Source organism: Methanomassiliicoccales archaeon (assembly GCA_013415695.1).
Lineage (GTDB): Archaea > Thermoplasmatota > Thermoplasmata > Methanomassiliicoccales > JAAEEP01 > JAAEEP01.
Genome location: JAAEEP010000001.1, coordinates 97,709 through 113,175 on the forward strand (window position 1 = coordinate 97,709; position 15,467 = coordinate 113,175).

Here is a 15,467-nt window from a genome sequence, read left to right on the forward strand (position 1 = left end):
TTTCTATCAGTTTCTTATATAATTCAAGTAGGATAAAGAAAAAATCCCTAATTCGTAGAAGTGGGCTCACCCGGATTCGAACCGGGGAGCTTCGCCGTTCCCAATCGCCTAGGCGATGTGTGAGGGCGACGTCATAACCACTAGACCATGAGCCCTTGCCTGTAAGCCGAGAATGACTAGCGTATATTAATCTTTTCGGGAATCTGGGAGTCTCAAATCACTTGGGTCAGAGATTATCAATATCCATTTCCAGGTGATGGTTATCGACCTAGAATTTTCATTGGGCAAAGCTAAAATCAGAGGTTTGTGGTAGGGGTTTTGTTGCTCATCTTTTGCCATCTCTTCGTAGGTCTGGCGATCGGCCTGGTACTATACGCATGGTTAAGGGACGAGTGGTTGATCTTCGCTGTGGCCTTCGGTTCCGTCATTCCCGATATTATTGACAAGCCCCTTGGTCATTTACTTCTAAGTGGTTCCATCGATAATGGGCGGATTTTCTTCCATGGGATATTCGTAGTAGGAATTTGGCTAGTAGGCGCTCTCGCCCTGTGCCGAAGTCGTTACGGTATTCTGTTCGCAGGAATAGCTACTGGCATACTGTCACACCAGCTTCTGGATGCAATGTGGCTGGATCAGGTCTCCTGGTTCTTCCCGCTTATGGGGCCATACGTTCCAGATCACTATGTAAACTACTTTGCATTCGGTTTCTGGGCAGAGATCACCTCCCCTACCGAATGGATCTTTCTTTTCCTTTCGGGGTCTATGATCTTCGTCTTTCAGGGGGGAAAATGGGGCTGGTTATCTGAATCAACAAGATCAAACTTGGAAAGATTTGCAAGGTTGATTCTTAAGGGAGGTCCGTGGTTGCTTGCCATCTTTGGGTTATTGATACTCATCAACGCTTCCTTCACTGTACACCAGAATCTTGAAGAATTAACTGAGACGATTGTGCTGGGCATCGCCTGCCTCTTGGGCACTTCCTTTCTTTGTGGTTGGTACCCTGGTGGCAGATGGATTGGTCTAGAGGTTTAGCTGGACGAGGTCAAAATGGCTTCACTCACTCGGTAATAACCTGGGTTGCGCTGAACTTGCCGTCGTTGAACAACAGCGAGAAATATCCGGTCTTATGGTTGGTGCTCCTAAGCTTGACCGCTCTGATTCTGCGCTGGATGTCAGTCTCCCCGATCTCTTGCAGCTTGAGGCTGACCACCCCATCAGCGAGATATCCCTCATCGTACTTCTGCTCGAACATCCTATCGGGCTGATTCTCGGAGACAAGGAGGGAAGTAACCCCTAGATTCCTTAGCCACTCAAAGAGATAGAACAGCTCTGATCTCCGGTTCTCGTTCATCTGGGCAGCCATTTCCAGTACGTCGAGTGAATCGACGACCAGGATCTCGTACCCCAGGCTGTGTCTTAGGCTGTCGGCATACATCTTGAAAACCTGGAGCCAGGTACCCTTGGCACTCAGCTGTGTCAGGCTCTTCCTGATGAGCCCAAGGTCTAAGACATGGACGTATTCCTTTGCCCTCTCGTCATCCATTCCCATGGCCGCCATCTGCTGAAGCAGGTTCTCCCTTGACTGCTCAAGTGTCATGTAAACGCTAGGTATGCGATTCTCAAGTGCATTCTGATAGAGTATACTGTAGGCAAGGGACGACTTCATGGTGCCTGGAGTGCCTGTAAGCAGCACAACCTGCCCCTTTGGAATGCCTCCCTGCAGATTCTCATCAAAATTCTGTATGTAGGTTCGAAGCCTTTCAATCTGCAGATCCATCTCCTCCCAAGTACTAATGTTGAGTGGCTGAGCTGTTAAGAGGCTTGTAGCTACTTAATTCTTTCTTAAAGGACTGGCCCTGAGGAAAAGGACCCTATTCAAAGGTCGATGCAAGCGGTAAATGAAGCTGGAAGGTCCTCCCATCAAACAAGAAAGAGAAGTAGCGCGGGTCTATATCAACACTCCTCATTTTGGGTATTCTAATCCAACGCTGGACCTTATCTCTGTTCTCATGCATCAGGAGCTCTATTGCCCCATCAGAAAGATAGAGTTCTCCCTGACTGCTCTCGAGTAGTTCCTGAGGAGACTTTTCGGATACCAGGAATGTGGTTATTTCCATATCACGGAACCATTCGAACAATTCTGCAAGATCTTCCCGAGAAAAGACGAACTCTGACATGGCCTTGAACGACTCGAGCGAATCTAGTACGAAAATATCGAAATCTTTGGCTTTCTTGACATTCTCGACATATCTCATCAGTATGCTCCGCCAGTCGCCTTCCTCACCGGCCATTGCCTTGCGGAGGTCTACCATATCCACCAAAATCAAATTCTCCCTTGACTCATCTCGTGAAAGGCCAAGTCGTTCCATCTGCCTTAGGATTGAAGCCCGGTTCTGCTCAAGCGAAAAATACATTCCACGAATTCCCTGCTTGGCTGCACAGTGGTGCAGGATGTGGTAGGCTAGTGAGGATTTCATCGAGCCGACTGATCCGTTCACGAGGATGACATGTCCTCTTGGTATCCCACCCTTGAGAATACGATCAAGCCGCTCAATATGAGTGGGAATCAACTCCCCATTTACCTCGCCCTGGATTCCAATGCCAATCTGTTTGTCGATTTCGCTGAAAGCCTCCTGCTTCAGCTCATCAATTTGCTTCTGATCGCTGAGATCTTCCTCTTTCCGCTGCCCCTCCAACGCTCGATCTCTAATCATATTGCGGAGCTCGATCGTCTTCTTCATCAATTCTGATTCGGTCACGCGGAACTGCTCCTCCTTGAGGGCTAGGTTCTCCATTTCATCAGAGAGTGCCTCCTTCAACTCCAATTTGAGCCGATCTCGTTCCTTATCTAGAACCTGCTGGAAGTTCTCCTGTATCTGGAGGAGTTTCTCAAGATCCCCAGGTGTCAACTCATCCCCCTCCTTCACCATGTCGAAACGAGTCATTACCTGTTTCCACTGTGAAAGGGTGTTCGAAATCTGTTCTAGGTCACACTCACGCTCTCTAAGGGCCTTCTCCTTCTCGGTTAGAGACGCTTCCTCATTCTGCAGTTGCTCCATGGTCTTCTCTAGGGCCAATGTATCATTCTCAATTTCTTCCAAGGACCCGAGTAGTTCGTTCTCGCGATCATTGAGTTCCTTCTCACGGCGGAGGAGATCTTGTTCCCTTCGTTCGAGTAACTTTCGCATCCTCGAGACAGTGACATACTCCGAATCGTTAAGACGGACAGAGGTTTCCCTCTGGCTAAAAACGCTTTCCAGTGTAATCTTTGGTGCCTCTCCATATTCACCTTGGGCTTCCTTCTCTCTTAGTACCTCTCCACATCTACCACACTGGATATCGTTGGGTCTGACGCCCGCCCCGCACCTAGGACACTCAAATCGAGACATCTCAACACCAGGGTCACTCGCTGATTACCTTGGTCACCTGGAACTTTCCTCCGTTGAAGAGCAAGGAGAAGAAGGAGGGATCATGATTTGTCTCTCTCATCTTCACACAGCGGATCCTCCGCTGAGTCTCCACCTCTCTGACCTCCTGCATCTTCAAAGCGATTACTCCGTCTGAGAGATATCCTTCATCGTAGGATCCCTCAAGAATCCTTTCTGGGGATGCTTCAGAGATGAGAAACGCCGTTGATTCCAGACCTCTCAGCCACTCGAAGAAATAGAAGAGTTCGGTCCTCTTGACCCCCATGTCTGCCATGGTTTCAAGCACATTAAGGGAATCAATGACTATGAGCTCATACTCGAGGCTTTCGCTGAGGTTGGACAGATAGGATTTGAATACCTCCATCCAGGAACCTCCTGCCGATATCTCCTTCAGCTTCTTCCTGATCAGTGAGAGATCCAGGACATGAAGCTTGTCCTTGACCTCCTCCGTGGACATTCCCATCTTCTCCATCTGGCGTAGCAGGCTGTTTCGGGACTGCTCCAGAGTCACGTAGATGCCGACTTTGTTCTCCCTTATTGCCTGGTTGTGAAGAATGTAGTATGATATCGATGATTTCATAGTTCCTGGAGTGCCAGACACCAAAACGATGTGGCCCCGTGGGATTCCGCCCTCCAAGACCTTATCGAAGCCCTCGATGTACGTCTTGAACCGTTGCTCCTCGCTCAATTCAAACCACTTCCATTAATGTATAGCAGTTCCCCGCTTGTGCCAATTCATGTTATGGAGGTACAAAAAGATATGGTGCGGGTTCTCAACGAGTGATACTAACCCTATATGTCTCCCCTTATCACTACCCGGCGGACATATTGTTTAGCAAGCTCCGCCATGTTATGGATCCGTTCTATGGGATAGGGGTCGATCTTGGAGAGCCTGCCGTCAAGGGTGGTACCCGGCCGGAACTGCTGCAGGGCGTACTTCCTCGCCCCGCCGATGAAGGCGGCGATGGACTCTACATCCTTCTCCTTGATAATATGAGGCACAATGGTGGTCCTGAACTCATGCTCAATTTCCGAATCCATAAGAATGGAAATGGAACGCTTGATGTCCTCAAGCGGAGCCTGCACCCCACATGCATCGTCGTACCGGTCATCAAGAGGTCCTTTTATGTCCATGGCAACGCTCTCCAACAGGCCTGAATCGATTAGATCTAAGAGCATTGAGGGATTGGATCCATTGGTATCCAGCTTGACCCTCAATCCAAGGGCAGATAGGTCTCCAATGAGATCAGGCAGATCGGAGTGAATTGTGGGCTCCCCTCCTGTAATCACCACCCCATCCAAGAAGTCGGAGTTCTCTTCCAGATAGAGCATCATAGAACCATGATCGACCTCGGGAACGCTTCCTGGCGACAGTACCAGTTCCCGGTTGTGGCAGAAAGGGCACCGAAAGTTGCATCCAGGAAGGAATATGACAGAAGAAACACGACCGTCCCAATCCACCAGTGAGGTCTTTATGAAGCCCACGATCCTCATAATCAACCTTGAGGGTGTCACCCCGTATTAATCATGTTCCTTGCGAGGATGTAACATCGAGATGTGAGCCAGTGAACTGTGGCGGAACAAACTTTTTCAGTGAGTAAACCCGTTGCAGCTGGAAAGGGTTCGAGGGCGGTTTGATGTCTGAAGAGGTGGCGGTCATCGGTGGTGGCATTTCGGGTGTCCAAGCTGCACTGGACTTGGCCAAAGCTGGAGTCTTGGTCCACCTCATCGAAAGGGGGCCAAGCCTCGGGGGGCATATGGCTCAGCTGGACAAGACATTTCCAACCAACGACTGCTCCGCATGCATACTATCCCCCAAGCTTGTCGAGGCACATCGTCACCCCTTGATCAGGGTTTGGACCCTGACAGAGGCAGTTGACCTGCAAGGCAGCCCCCCAGATCTCACTCTCAGGGTTAGGGTCAAACCTCGTTTTGTCAGAGAGGACAGGTGTGTTGGATGTGGAGAATGTGCGAACAAGTGTCCCTCATCTGTGAAGAGCGAGTTCGAGCTTGGTCTATGCAGAAGAAAGGCCATATACATACCCTTCGCGCAGGCCGTTCCATTGAAGTATACCATCGATCCTGAGCACTGCCTCAAGATCAATGAAAACAAGTGTGGAAACTGCCAGAAGACATGTCCAGCTGACGCAGTAGACTTCGGCATGGAGGAGAGGGAAGAGAAGTTAGAAGTTGGTGCGGTCATCGTATCCACAGGCTTCGATCAGTTCGACCCAGAGAAAATATCTCCATATCACTACGGCGAGAATCCGAATGTGATGACAGCACTGGAGTTCGAGAGGATCCTCAGCCCCTCGGGCCCCACAGGCGGTCACCTCGTGACGAATGATGGGTCCACTCCTAGGAGGCTCGTCTTCGTCCAGTGCGTGGGTTCCAGGGATAGGAACTACTGCGAACACTGCTCGAGGTTCTGTTGTATGGCTTCCCTCAAGCAGGCGATGATTGCCCTTGAACACGAGCCATCGATCGAGGAGGTGACCGTGTGCTATATGGACCTGAGGAGCTATGGCAAGGACTTCGACAGGTACCGGGACCATGTCATGGGAAAGGGCATAAGGTTGATCAGGGGTAGGCCATCTGAGGTTAATTTAGATCCCCTGGGAGTAAGGATAGAGGACGTGGAGGGAGCTTCGATCAAGGATATCGAAGCAGATATGGTTGTTTTGGCCATGGCAGCAATACCTTCGAGGGGAATTGGTGAACTGGCGGATGCCCTTAATATCGAACTGGACGATGGCGGCTTTATTAAGACCATGGCATCTAGCGACGGACCCCTGGCCACCTCTAGAAGGGGCGTGTTTGCTGCAGGATGCTGCACCGGTCCAAAAGACATACCGGATAGCGTCTGTGAAGCCTCAGCGGCGGCTTCCTTGTCGCTCACTCTTTTACCTAATAGAAAACCAAAGACCTTGAAGAAGCCCAAAGTCCGTGATGTGTCTGGCGAGATCCCAAGGACAGGTGTGTTTGTATGCAGATGCGGGACGAATATCGCCTCGACAATTGATGTTCCGGCGGTTGTGGAGGCCGCTTTAAAACTAGAGGGTGTGGCCTATGCTGAGGAGAACCTCTTCACATGCTCCGAGGCAGCTCTGGATGAGATGGCCACCAGGATACGAGACGAAGGTATCAACAGAGTCGTGATAGCTGCCTGCACACCTCGTACCCACGAGCCGATCTTCAAGGACACCTTGGAGAAAGCAGGCATTAACCCTTATCTGCTCGAGATGGCCAACATCAGAGATCAGTGCTCATGGGTTCACCAGGGGCAACCAATTGAGGCGACAAGGAAGGCCATAGACCTTGTCAAGAGCGCAGTGGCCAAGGCAAACCAGCTTGAGCCATTGCAGACCCAGACCGCAGAAATCATCAGGGAGGCAGTTGTTGTGGGAGGTGGACCGGCAGGTCTCTCCGCCGCGAGGGATATGTCCAAGCAGGGTTTCCGAGTGCACTTGATCGAATCGCAAAACGAGCTTGGAGGAAGGATGGATGAGATCCACACGTCGAGTGAATTCGGGATCGATCGTATATCAGCTACATCCCTCCTTGAAGGTCTTGACGTTGATATTTCAAGAAACATCAAGATCGAATCAATCTCTGGATCCGTAGGGGACTTCAATATCGTCCTTAATGATGGTCGAGAGATCAAAGCAGGTGCAATAATCTTGGCCCCCGGGGCGGATCTGCCTGACTGCAGCGATAAAGAGGACAGAACGATAACCAGTCTCGAACTGGATAGGATGCTTAGAGAAGGAACACCTCTGCCCAAGAGCGTTGCTTTCGTGCAGTGCGTTGGAGTGCGTAATGAGAGATTTGGCTGTTCCCGATTCTGCTGCAAGAAGATGTTGGAACAGGCCAAGACGCTCGTCTCTATGGGAATGACGGTGAGCGTGCTACATAAGGATATCATGGCATTTCAGAAGGAAGGCGAGGCACTCTACAGGGATGTCTCAGAAAAGGGTGTGAGATTCTACAGGATAGACGGTGAGCCTGACATCTCATCAGAAAATATATCTTTCCAATCTGTCACCGATGGCAACATCACCATTCCAGTGGAGATGGTAATAGAATCTATTGGGATGATTCCCTCTGAATCCAACAGGGATCTCAGCCTCCAGCTCAAAGTCCCGTTGAGCAGGGAAGGGTTCTTCCTGGAGAAGCATCAAAAGCTAGCACCTGTGGAGTTCGCGGTTGACGGGATATTTATGGCTGGATGCGCCCAATATCCTAAGGATCTTTTTGAGAGCATGGTTCAGGGATCGGCTGCAGCGGCCAAAGCAGCAGGTCTTCTTTCAATGAAAGTTATAACGACCCCGGGCCAGATTTGCGTCGTCGATGAGGAGAGGTGTAGAGGTTGCGGCGAGTGTGAATCACTTTGCAGCTACGGAGCTGCCCGATTGAGAGAGATCTCTGGAAAACAGGTATCCCATATAGAGGAGAAAATGTGCAAGGGATGTGGTCTCTGTGCGGTTTCATGCCCAAGCAACGCCATCGAAGCCCGAGGGTTCACGATCGAGCAGATCGACGCCCAAATCGATGCACTTCTGGGGGCTGAGCGATGAACTTCGTCCCAAGAGTGGTGGCATTCTGCTGCAATTGGTGTGCCTATGCTGGAGCTGACCTGGCAGGGGTTTCAAGGTGCCAATACACCCCGGAGACAAGGATTATCCGGGTGATGTGTTCAAGTCGGGTGGATCCTGCCATGGTTCTTAGATGCTTCGAACTGGGGGCAGATGGGGTAATGGTACTTGGGTGCCACATCGGTGACTGTCATTACTTAAAGGGGAACGAGGAGGCCGAGAAGAGAATGGAGAGGACCCGGGAGATTATGGAGCTTCTTGGTATCGATGAACGGCGCTTGCTGCTTCGTTGGATCTCAGCTTCCGAGGGTGAAAGATTCGCCCAGACTGCCGATATGTTCGTTTCCACTCTGAAGGAATTGGGACCACTGAAGGAGGAACAGAATGAGGATTGATGACAGAGCTAGGCAGCTGGGCGTTTCCGGATGCGTCACCTGTGGCCGTTGCACATGGTCATGCCCGATCTCGAGAAGACCGGGAGATTTCTCACCTCGAACCCTGGTGGAAAGATTTCTCCGAGAGGGACAGGTGCCTGAGGACAAGGGCATCTGGAGCTGTACCAACTGCGCCATGTGCAGTGAGGTCTGCGATTCGGGCGTGCGATTTCATGAGTTTATCAGGGATCTGAGGACTGAGATTGTCAATGATGTTCCTCCTGAGATGACGCATGGAGGCATCATTCCCTATGTCAGGAGGCTGACCTCCATGCCTCATATCTCACCAAGGAAGAATACATGGATAACTGATTCCATGGAACTGGATCCTGAATCTGGAACGATGTTATTCGTTGGTTGTATTCCCTACTTCGATGTAATGTTCAGAGATTTCCGTGCGGATCTCCTCGAAATACCACGAGCCGCAGTATCACTCCTGAATGCCATGGAGGTGAGACCAGCCTTGATGGAGGAGGAGAGATGCTGTGGACATGATGCCTATTGGATAGGTGATATGATAACATTCGAAAGCCTTGCTAGACTCAACATAGAGGCGATCGAGGAAAGGGGAATTGAAAGGGTTGTATTCACCTGTCCAGAAGGATATTGGACCTTCAAGGAGCTGTACCCACGTCTAAATGGCCCCCTGGGATTTGAAGTCAAGAGCCTCACGGAACTTCTAGCAAATGCCATCGAAGATGGATCGGTCGTCCTTGAGAGAAGTGAGAAGAAGATAACATTCCAGGACCCTTGCCGCCTAGGCAGGTACTCCAGCATAATTGACGAGCCTAGGTCGATAATCGATGCCCTGGGAAGGAGAATGGAAATGGGTCGGACAGGACGACTGTCCGCCTGCTGTGGCCACTCAAACTGGGTGAATTGTGACACATATACCAGGGATTGGCAGCTGGAAAGGTTGGGGGAGGCAGAGTCTACGGGCGCTGAGGTTCTGGCCACCGCCTGCCCGAAATGCCTGATACATCTGACCTGCGCCCAGCGCAACTTGTCCGAAAAAGGAATCAAGATCGAGGACATCCATGTGATGGCCGCGTCTGCTCTAAAACTCTGATCTCATCACTTCTCGTCTTCTATTATCACGATGGACTTCCCTTCGACTTTCCTCTTCATGTGACCACCAGGGCCGCCCCTCTCAGCACGGGCTTTTTCCATACATTTCTCATCATCGCAGACGAATGCTGCGAAAGCGAAGTGTACTGCCCGTCTCCCGCAGAACTGACATTTCTGCTCCTCAATCTCCATCAGACCTTCATGGAAGCGGTCGCATATCTTCTTTCCCCCTGTGGCAATCTTTATCTATATCGCCCTTGTACCCCTGGGGCAATGGCTAACCTCAATGTAACGGTGGTCGGACCACCAGGTTACGGAAGGGACATAGGGAAGAAGGGTACCGACAGCGACATCACATTCTACAATCTTAAGAGGGGGGAAGATACAGTCACGCTGATGGAGCCAATACGGTATCCAGAGAGGTTAGCTCCGTTGTTCTATTCGGCTTCCATGGCCCACTTCGCCATCATTGTCGTGGAGAAGATCGACCACATCTTTGGCGAAGCTGTTCTAATGCTCGATAGCTGTGGAGTAGGGAAGGGGATCATCGTCCTCCGAAACTTCATCGTTCCGGAACAGGTTGCTCCCTTGATCGTCGGGACTGTCGCTGAGAACTATGCTTTCGTCGAGGACGATCCAATAGAGATAAGGGGAAGGTTGATCCAGGAGGTATCTTCCTTCCTTCCCTCGAAGCCAGAGGAATCTGAAGAAGGAAGTGTTCCGGTTGACCATCACTTCAATGTGAAAGGTGTGGGCACGGTCGTCCTTGGCTCTGTTTCCCAGGGAACGATAAGGAAGCACGATAAATTGAGGGTGTTGCCCGGTGAGGATATAGCAATCGTACGCTCCATTCAGAAACACGATGATAACTTTGATTGGGCTGTCAAGGGAGAAAGGGTCGGGATGGCCTTGAAGGGATTGGACGCAGATACGCTGGACAGGGGTTATGTCCTGTCTAGTGATGGATCTCTGAGGGTCGACCAACACCTGGAAGTCAATGCTGAGCTCATACGTTTCTGGCCAGATCCAATCAAGGAGGGGATGGTTCTCCACATAGGTCACTGGATGCAGTTCGTTCCATGCAAAGTTGCATCAGTCCACATCGATGACAACTGGAGACGGCCAAGGCTATCGCTGACTCTGGAAAAACCGCTTATTCACCCCCAACAATCAAGGATTGTGCTTACCTATCTGGACGGGGGTAAGCTCAGAGTCGTTGGTACCGCCAAGCCACTTTAATCTAGGAATTTCTGAGAGTGCGCTAGCCACCTGTCAGCGTTGTCGGACAGAAACTGGTATAAGTACAGCGGATGATTTCATCCAGTCGTGAAGATATCTTCTATTGACACAGCGCTCAAGGAACTGCTTGACTCCATTGACTCGACTGGGGAGCTGGAAAAATGCCATCAGTGCGGCCAGTGCTCCTCCATTTGCCCCAGCTATAGGAATGGCGGGATTAGACCCCGTGAGATTATGGAACTTGTCGTTATTGGTGCCATTGACCCCGCCAGTGATGAATCGATCTGGCAATGCACAATGTGTAACAGCTGCACCGAGAGGTGTCAGCTTGGCGTTGATCCTGCCAGCATCATCAATGTGCTGAGAAACCTTGCCGCTGCTAGAGGTAATGTTCCGGAACACTTCGTGCAAGAGGCTAGATTGTTCAAGAACACTGGGCGCTCGTTTCCCATTACAGTCCTCACAAAGAAGATGAGGGAAGAGATGGGACTCGAGAGTCTGGAGATCACAGGTTCGGCCAAGGATGACCTTGCTAAGCTCATTGCTGCAACTAGTTTGGGGGGCCTGGACCTTGAATAAGCATTACTTGTTCAGAGGATGTCTGATACCCACGAGACTGCCGTTCCTTGAGAAGGCATCGATTATGGCTCTGGAGAGGATGGGTTTCGAATTCGACCTACTTCCCGATGCCACCTGCTGCATGGAGCCGATCGGGCTCAGATCGATGGCCCTCGACACCTGGAAGGTCATCGCGGCCAGGATGTTGGCAGTGGCGGAAGCAGATGGACGGGATGTCGTTACTCTGTGCAATGGGTGCTTCATGTCATTGAAGGAGGCGGCCTATCTGCTTTCCAAGGAAGATGAAAGGGATGAGGTTAACCAGATCCTAGCAGAAATCGGTATGAAATACAATGGTACCACCAATGTGAAACACCTTCTAGAGGTAGTGGTCGAAATTGGAGAGGACCGCCTCAGGTCGATGGTCACTTCTCCTTTGGAGGGGATGAGGGTAGCGATTCACCCCGGATGTCACCTAGTGAGGCCATCAAGTGTTCTGGGTGTCGAAAATCCGTTCTCTCCTGAATCGCTCTTAAGTGTGACCGAGTGGCTGGGAGCAGAGGTGGTTTATGCTCAGGATTGGCCAGGTTGCTGCGGCGGAGGACTCACAGGAGTCAACGAAAACGTTTCCAGCGGGATATTGAGAGAAACGGTTGAAGAGTTCAAACTGATGGGGGCGAATTACATTGTCACTCCTTGCCCATTCTGTTTCATTCAATTCGACCTGAAGCAGAAGGAAGGTCTTCCAGTAATCTATCTCGGAGAACTTCTCGCACTAGCACTTGGGGCATCAACCGAGGATATTGGAATCAAACATCACCGTATGAGATTGGATCTCTAGGGTTCCTCCAAGGACTTCACCATAGTTATGTCCAGGCTGAAGTGGGCGGCCCTTGCCGAGTGGGTTATCCAACCCATGGAAATAATATCTGCATTCTTTGCAAACTCAGGTGCGGTTTCCTGTGTTATGCCTCCGGAAACCTCCACTAGAACATTCTCATTGAGCTTCTTGACCGCAAGATAGGCCAGCTCGACCTTCTCTGCAGGCATGTTGTCCAGCATCACAATGTCGGCACCAGCCTTCGCGGCCTCCAACGCTTGTTCGACTGCTTCTACCTCCACCTCGATCTTCTTGGAGAATGAAGCCTTCTTCGCCATGGCAACCGCCTGTGTTATTGATCCCACGACCTTCAAATGATTATCCTTGATCATGATGGCATCGTCCAGACGGAACCGGTGCGGGTCCCCTCCACCCATTATGACCGCTTTCTTCTCAAAGAAACGGAAACCTGGAGTGGTCTTTCGAGTGGCGGCGATTCTGACGTCCTTATTCACCTTCTTGCAGACCTTATCAATCTTATTCGTGGCGGTCGCTATACCGCTCATCCGCATCAAGAAATTCAGGGCGAGACGCTCACCGAGCAGGATCTTCTTCAAAGGGCCATCTAAAACCAGGATATGCTCCCCCTTGGATATCTCGTCGCCATCCCTAGCCATCGGAAAAGTGGATACACCCAAGAGGTTGAAGATCTCGATCGCCTCTTCAAGCCCAGCCAGGATGCAATCCTCGTTCGATTGGATGCGGGCACTACCCACCTCGTCTCGGACAAGCAAATCGCTGGTGATGTCACCGAAACCAACATCCTCTTCGAGATAGTCCGCTATCCTGCTCATATTTACCAAAATACCTGTTACTGAATATAAAGTTAATCAAAATCTGGCTTCTTCAGGGAAAGCTCATTATCATTACAGATTCACAAAATTGATACCATCTGGAAGGGTCTTTCGAGCAGTGAAATGCTGCAATAGGCAATGTGAACACCCCCTCCGCTCAATCGCGGGCTATTTACATATACTTGGCTGATATATCCAACTAGAATTCATAAATGGGGATATCCAAGGTATGAAGGCGGCAATCCTCAGGGCACCCGGAGACATCGTTGTTGAGGACATAAAAGAGCCTGAACTTCCCAAGGAAGGGTTGATAATAAGAGTTGAAGCTTGCTCAATATGCGGAACTGATACCAAAATGTGGACGAATGGACATAGAGACCTCACGTACCCACGGGTGCTTGGTCACGAGTTCGTCGGGATAGTGGAGAGTATCTCTTCCGATGATTCCGTATTCGAGATCGGTGATAGTGTTCAGGTCTGGCCGGGAATTGCCTGTGGAAAATGTGAACCATGTCAAAGAGGACGTGACAACCAGTGCGTGCGTCAGCGAATTATCGGATATAATGTGGATGGCGGTTTCGCAGAGCTCGTTGCCCTACCAAAAGAGAATGTTAAAAGCGGGGGCGTCAATCTTATTCCAAAGGGTCTGAGCAAAATCGAGGCTACCTTGGCTGAACCCTTGGCCTGCTGCATCAATGGGCAGGATGCCTGCGGATTGGGTCCTGGAGATGAAGTCCTGATCATCGGGGCTGGTCCAATAGGATTGCTCCATGCAATGCTGGCACGAATGCGAGGTGCGGAAACCGTAATACTTGCAGAACGGGAGAGAAACCGGGCAGTTTTGGCATTCAATGCCAAACCCGATCACGTAATTACGGGTGATCTCTCGAAGGAGGTGTCAGCCATCACCGATGGAAAGGGGGTCGACGTCCTCCTCGTCGCGACTCCTGGTGTTGTGGTCAACATGGACCTCATTGGCCTATTGAATTCTGGCGGAAGACTCAACGTATTCTCTGGTTTGCCCAAGTCAATTTCTACCGTTCCCATCGACCTTAACCATATCCACTACCGTGAGATCACAATCACCGGATCCTATGGCTGTCGGAGCAATGGGTGCAAACGGGCTCTAGAAATACTGGGTGAAAATGATTTCAATTGCGACTGGATATTCACCAAACGTGTGCCTCTAACCCAAATTGAGGATGGGTTGAGACATTCACTCGAACGTGTCGGACTCAAAGCCGTGGTGACTGAATATTGAAGGTGATATTTTGGAGCAGAAACTCAAGCAATTCGGACTGAAAGTAGATGCGCTTCTGAAAGGAAAGGATCTCACAAGGGAGGAGACCACTGAGATGTTCAGGGAAGTTCTACTTGATGAACAGCCAGACCTCCAACAGGGTGCGTTCCTGGCGGCCATTACCGCCAAGATGATGACCCCTGAGGAATTGGCTGGTGCGTGGGAGGCCATTTACGAATATGATACAGTTAAGGTCAAACCCGAGGTAAACGGTCCGCTAGTGGACAATTGCGGCACTGGCATGGATACCCTTAAGACCTTCAACATTAGCACAGCTGCCTCGTTGATCGCCGCGGCCGACGGAGTATATCTGGCCAAGCATGGAGCAAGGGCAATAACATCCCGATGTGGAGTGGTGGACATCCTGGAGGAGCTAGGTGTCGATGTTGATTGCGATATGGAGATTGTCAAGAAGAGCATAGAATCGGCTGGAATTGGAATATTCAACGGCAATAGCCCGAAGGTGCATCCTACAGCGCTCTTCCGCATCCTGTCCAAGATCAGATTCGGAACCATATTGAATATGGCAGGATCGCTGGCAAACCCCGCGGCCCCTTCATATGGGGTGAGGGGAGTGTACTCGCCCGAATTGATCATTCCTGTTATCGAGACCATGAAGGAGATTGGTTACGAGAGGGCAATCGTTTTCCATGGATTGAACCACAATGGGGCCCTTGGCATGGACGAGGTGTCCATCCTGGGTCAAACGAAGGTGGCGGAGCTCTTACCCGATGGTGAGATCGAGTCCTACAACCTCTTTCCAGAAGATTTTGATATTGTGGACGCTCGTGAGGAGGAGTTGCTCTGCTCATTCGAGAGGTCGGAAGAAGCCTTTCATTTCATTAGGATACTCGGGGGGCATTCTAAAGGTTCGCGAAGGGACATCGTCTGCCTGAACACCGCTCCCATCCTATATATGATGGGAAAGTCAAAGAGCTGGGAGGATGGTTTCCAAAGGGCCAATGAGATTATAGACGGTGGTGTGGTGATCGATAAGCTCAAAGAATGGGTAAGGACTCAGAACGCGGCTCCGGAAAAGGGAGAAGAGAAGCTGGAAAAATTGATCGACAGGGCAATAGAGTAGTCTGTACGATGGGGAATGTCCTCGTACCTCATGATCTAAAATTCGATCCGGTTCATAAGATCGTTGGTTTTCAGATCTAAGGGTCTT

Annotated in this window: 15 protein-coding genes and 1 tRNA gene; 9 read left to right on the top strand and 7 right to left on the bottom strand. The window is 50.6% G+C overall.

Going from position 1 to position 15,467, the window contains the following annotated elements; all coding sequences use genetic code 11:
* Nucleotides 1-61: 61 nt before the first annotated feature.
* Nucleotides 62-155, bottom strand: a tRNA-Val gene (locus tag GKC03_00515).
* Nucleotides 156-321: 166 nt separating this feature from the next.
* Here GKC03_00515 and GKC03_00520 point away from each other — a divergent pair.
* Nucleotides 322-1,032, top strand: coding sequence for a metal-dependent hydrolase (locus GKC03_00520; GenBank protein NYT11017.1), 711 nt, complete (start codon nucleotides 322-324; stop codon nucleotides 1,030-1,032).
* Between the two features lie 25 nt (nucleotides 1,033-1,057).
* On the opposite strand, the gene GKC03_00525 is transcribed toward GKC03_00520, so the two are convergent.
* The 4 genes from GKC03_00525 to GKC03_00540 all read right to left on the bottom strand — a co-directional run bounded on the left by GKC03_00525 (nucleotide 1,058) and on the right by GKC03_00540 (nucleotide 4,922).
* The gene (locus GKC03_00525) at nucleotides 1,058-1,777 is read right to left on the bottom strand and encodes an AAA family ATPase (GenBank protein NYT11018.1); all 720 of its coding nucleotides are present in this window, start codon (nucleotides 1,775-1,777) and stop codon (nucleotides 1,058-1,060) included.
* 94 nt (nucleotides 1,778-1,871) lie between these two features.
* Nucleotides 1,872-3,389 carry an AAA family ATPase gene (locus GKC03_00530; protein NYT11019.1) on the bottom strand — a complete coding sequence of 506 codons (1,518 nt, stop codon included), beginning with the start codon at nucleotides 3,387-3,389 and terminating at the stop codon, nucleotides 1,872-1,874.
* Between the two features lie 13 nt (nucleotides 3,390-3,402).
* Nucleotides 3,403-4,116 (bottom strand): hypothetical protein, encoded by a 714-nt coding sequence (locus tag GKC03_00535; protein ID NYT11020.1) that lies wholly within the window; start codon nucleotides 4,114-4,116, stop codon nucleotides 3,403-3,405.
* Between the two features lie 104 nt (nucleotides 4,117-4,220).
* Nucleotides 4,221-4,922 (bottom strand): anaerobic ribonucleoside-triphosphate reductase activating protein, encoded by a 702-nt coding sequence (locus tag GKC03_00540; GenBank protein NYT11021.1) that lies wholly within the window; start codon nucleotides 4,920-4,922, stop codon nucleotides 4,221-4,223.
* A 143-nt stretch (nucleotides 4,923-5,065) separates the two neighbouring features.
* On the opposite strand from GKC03_00540, the gene GKC03_00545 reads away from it, so the two are divergent.
* Genes GKC03_00545 through GKC03_00555 form a run of 3 tightly spaced genes read left to right on the top strand, consistent with a single transcriptional unit; the run spans nucleotide 5,066 to nucleotide 9,526 of the window.
* Entirely contained in the window at nucleotides 5,066-8,005 is a 2,940-nt protein-coding gene (locus GKC03_00545; GenBank protein ID NYT11022.1) for a CoB--CoM heterodisulfide reductase iron-sulfur subunit A family protein, read from the top strand.
* Nucleotides 8,002-8,418: a hydrogenase iron-sulfur subunit gene (locus GKC03_00550; GenBank protein ID NYT11023.1), complete on the top strand. Its 417-nt coding sequence runs from the start codon at nucleotides 8,002-8,004 to the stop codon at nucleotides 8,416-8,418. Before GKC03_00545 ends, GKC03_00550 begins: the two co-directional genes overlap by 4 nt.
* A complete protein-coding gene (locus GKC03_00555) occupies nucleotides 8,408-9,526 on the top strand; it encodes a (Fe-S)-binding protein (protein ID NYT11024.1) in 1,119 nt (372 codons plus the stop codon). Before GKC03_00550 ends, GKC03_00555 begins: the two co-directional genes overlap by 11 nt.
* 5 nt (nucleotides 9,527-9,531) lie before the next feature.
* Here GKC03_00555 and GKC03_00560 read toward each other — a convergent pair whose 3' ends face one another.
* Nucleotides 9,532-9,717, bottom strand: coding sequence for a hypothetical protein (locus GKC03_00560; GenBank protein ID NYT11025.1), 186 nt, complete (start codon nucleotides 9,715-9,717; stop codon nucleotides 9,532-9,534).
* 81 nt (nucleotides 9,718-9,798) lie between these two features.
* Here GKC03_00560 and GKC03_00565 point away from each other — a divergent pair, with 81 nt between their 5' ends.
* The 3 genes from GKC03_00565 to GKC03_00575 all read left to right on the top strand — a co-directional run bounded on the left by GKC03_00565 (nucleotide 9,799) and on the right by GKC03_00575 (nucleotide 12,163).
* Entirely contained in the window at nucleotides 9,799-10,764 is a 966-nt protein-coding gene (locus GKC03_00565) for an elongation factor Tu (protein ID NYT11026.1), read from the top strand.
* A gap of 87 nt (nucleotides 10,765-10,851) precedes the next feature.
* Nucleotides 10,852-11,343 (top strand): 4Fe-4S dicluster domain-containing protein, encoded by a 492-nt coding sequence (locus tag GKC03_00570; protein ID NYT11027.1) that lies wholly within the window; start codon nucleotides 10,852-10,854, stop codon nucleotides 11,341-11,343.
* A complete protein-coding gene (locus GKC03_00575; protein NYT11028.1) occupies nucleotides 11,336-12,163 on the top strand; it encodes a hypothetical protein in 828 nt (275 codons plus the stop codon). Before GKC03_00570 ends, GKC03_00575 begins: the two co-directional genes overlap by 8 nt.
* On the opposite strand, the gene nadC is transcribed toward GKC03_00575, so the two are convergent.
* Entirely contained in the window at nucleotides 12,160-12,996 is an 837-nt protein-coding gene (nadC, locus tag GKC03_00580) for a carboxylating nicotinate-nucleotide diphosphorylase (protein ID NYT11029.1), read from the bottom strand. The genes GKC03_00575 and nadC overlap by 4 nt on opposite strands.
* Before the next feature lie 229 nt (nucleotides 12,997-13,225).
* Between nadC and GKC03_00585 the strand changes: the two genes are divergently transcribed.
* Nucleotides 13,226-14,257, top strand: a complete 1,032-nt coding sequence (locus tag GKC03_00585; protein ID NYT11030.1) for an alcohol dehydrogenase catalytic domain-containing protein — start codon at nucleotides 13,226-13,228, stop codon at nucleotides 14,255-14,257.
* 7 nt (nucleotides 14,258-14,264) lie between these two features.
* Nucleotides 14,265-15,380: an anthranilate phosphoribosyltransferase gene (gene trpD / locus GKC03_00590; protein ID NYT11031.1), complete on the top strand. Its 1,116-nt coding sequence runs from the start codon at nucleotides 14,265-14,267 to the stop codon at nucleotides 15,378-15,380.
* The last annotated feature ends 87 nt before the right edge of the window (nucleotides 15,381-15,467 follow it).

Bases quoted from the DNA above. Each gene is read 5' to 3' on its own strand.
- GKC03_00525 (NYT11018.1), bottom strand. From the start codon at position 1,777: ATGGATCTGCAGATTGAAAGGCTTCGAACCTACATACAGAATTTTGAT.
- GKC03_00530 (NYT11019.1), bottom strand. From the start codon at position 3,389: ATGTCTCGATTTGAGTGTCCTAGGTGCGGGGCGGGCGTCAGACCCAAC.
- GKC03_00540 (NYT11021.1), bottom strand. From the start codon at position 4,922: ATGAGGATCGTGGGCTTCATAAAGACCTCACTGGTGGATTGGGACGGT.
- GKC03_00545 (NYT11022.1), top strand. From the start codon at position 5,066: ATGTCTGAAGAGGTGGCGGTCATCGGTGGTGGCATTTCGGGTGTCCAA.
- GKC03_00550 (NYT11023.1), top strand. From the start codon at position 8,002: ATGAACTTCGTCCCAAGAGTGGTGGCATTCTGCTGCAATTGGTGTGCC.
- GKC03_00555 (NYT11024.1), top strand. From the start codon at position 8,408: ATGAGGATTGATGACAGAGCTAGGCAGCTGGGCGTTTCCGGATGCGTC.
- GKC03_00560 (NYT11025.1), bottom strand. From the start codon at position 9,717: ATGGAGATTGAGGAGCAGAAATGTCAGTTCTGCGGGAGACGGGCAGTA.
- GKC03_00565 (NYT11026.1), top strand. From the start codon at position 9,799: ATGGCTAACCTCAATGTAACGGTGGTCGGACCACCAGGTTACGGAAGG.
- nadC (NYT11029.1), bottom strand. From the start codon at position 12,996: ATGAGCAGGATAGCGGACTATCTCGAAGAGGATGTTGGTTTCGGTGAC.
- GKC03_00585 (NYT11030.1), top strand. From the start codon at position 13,226: ATGAAGGCGGCAATCCTCAGGGCACCCGGAGACATCGTTGTTGAGGAC.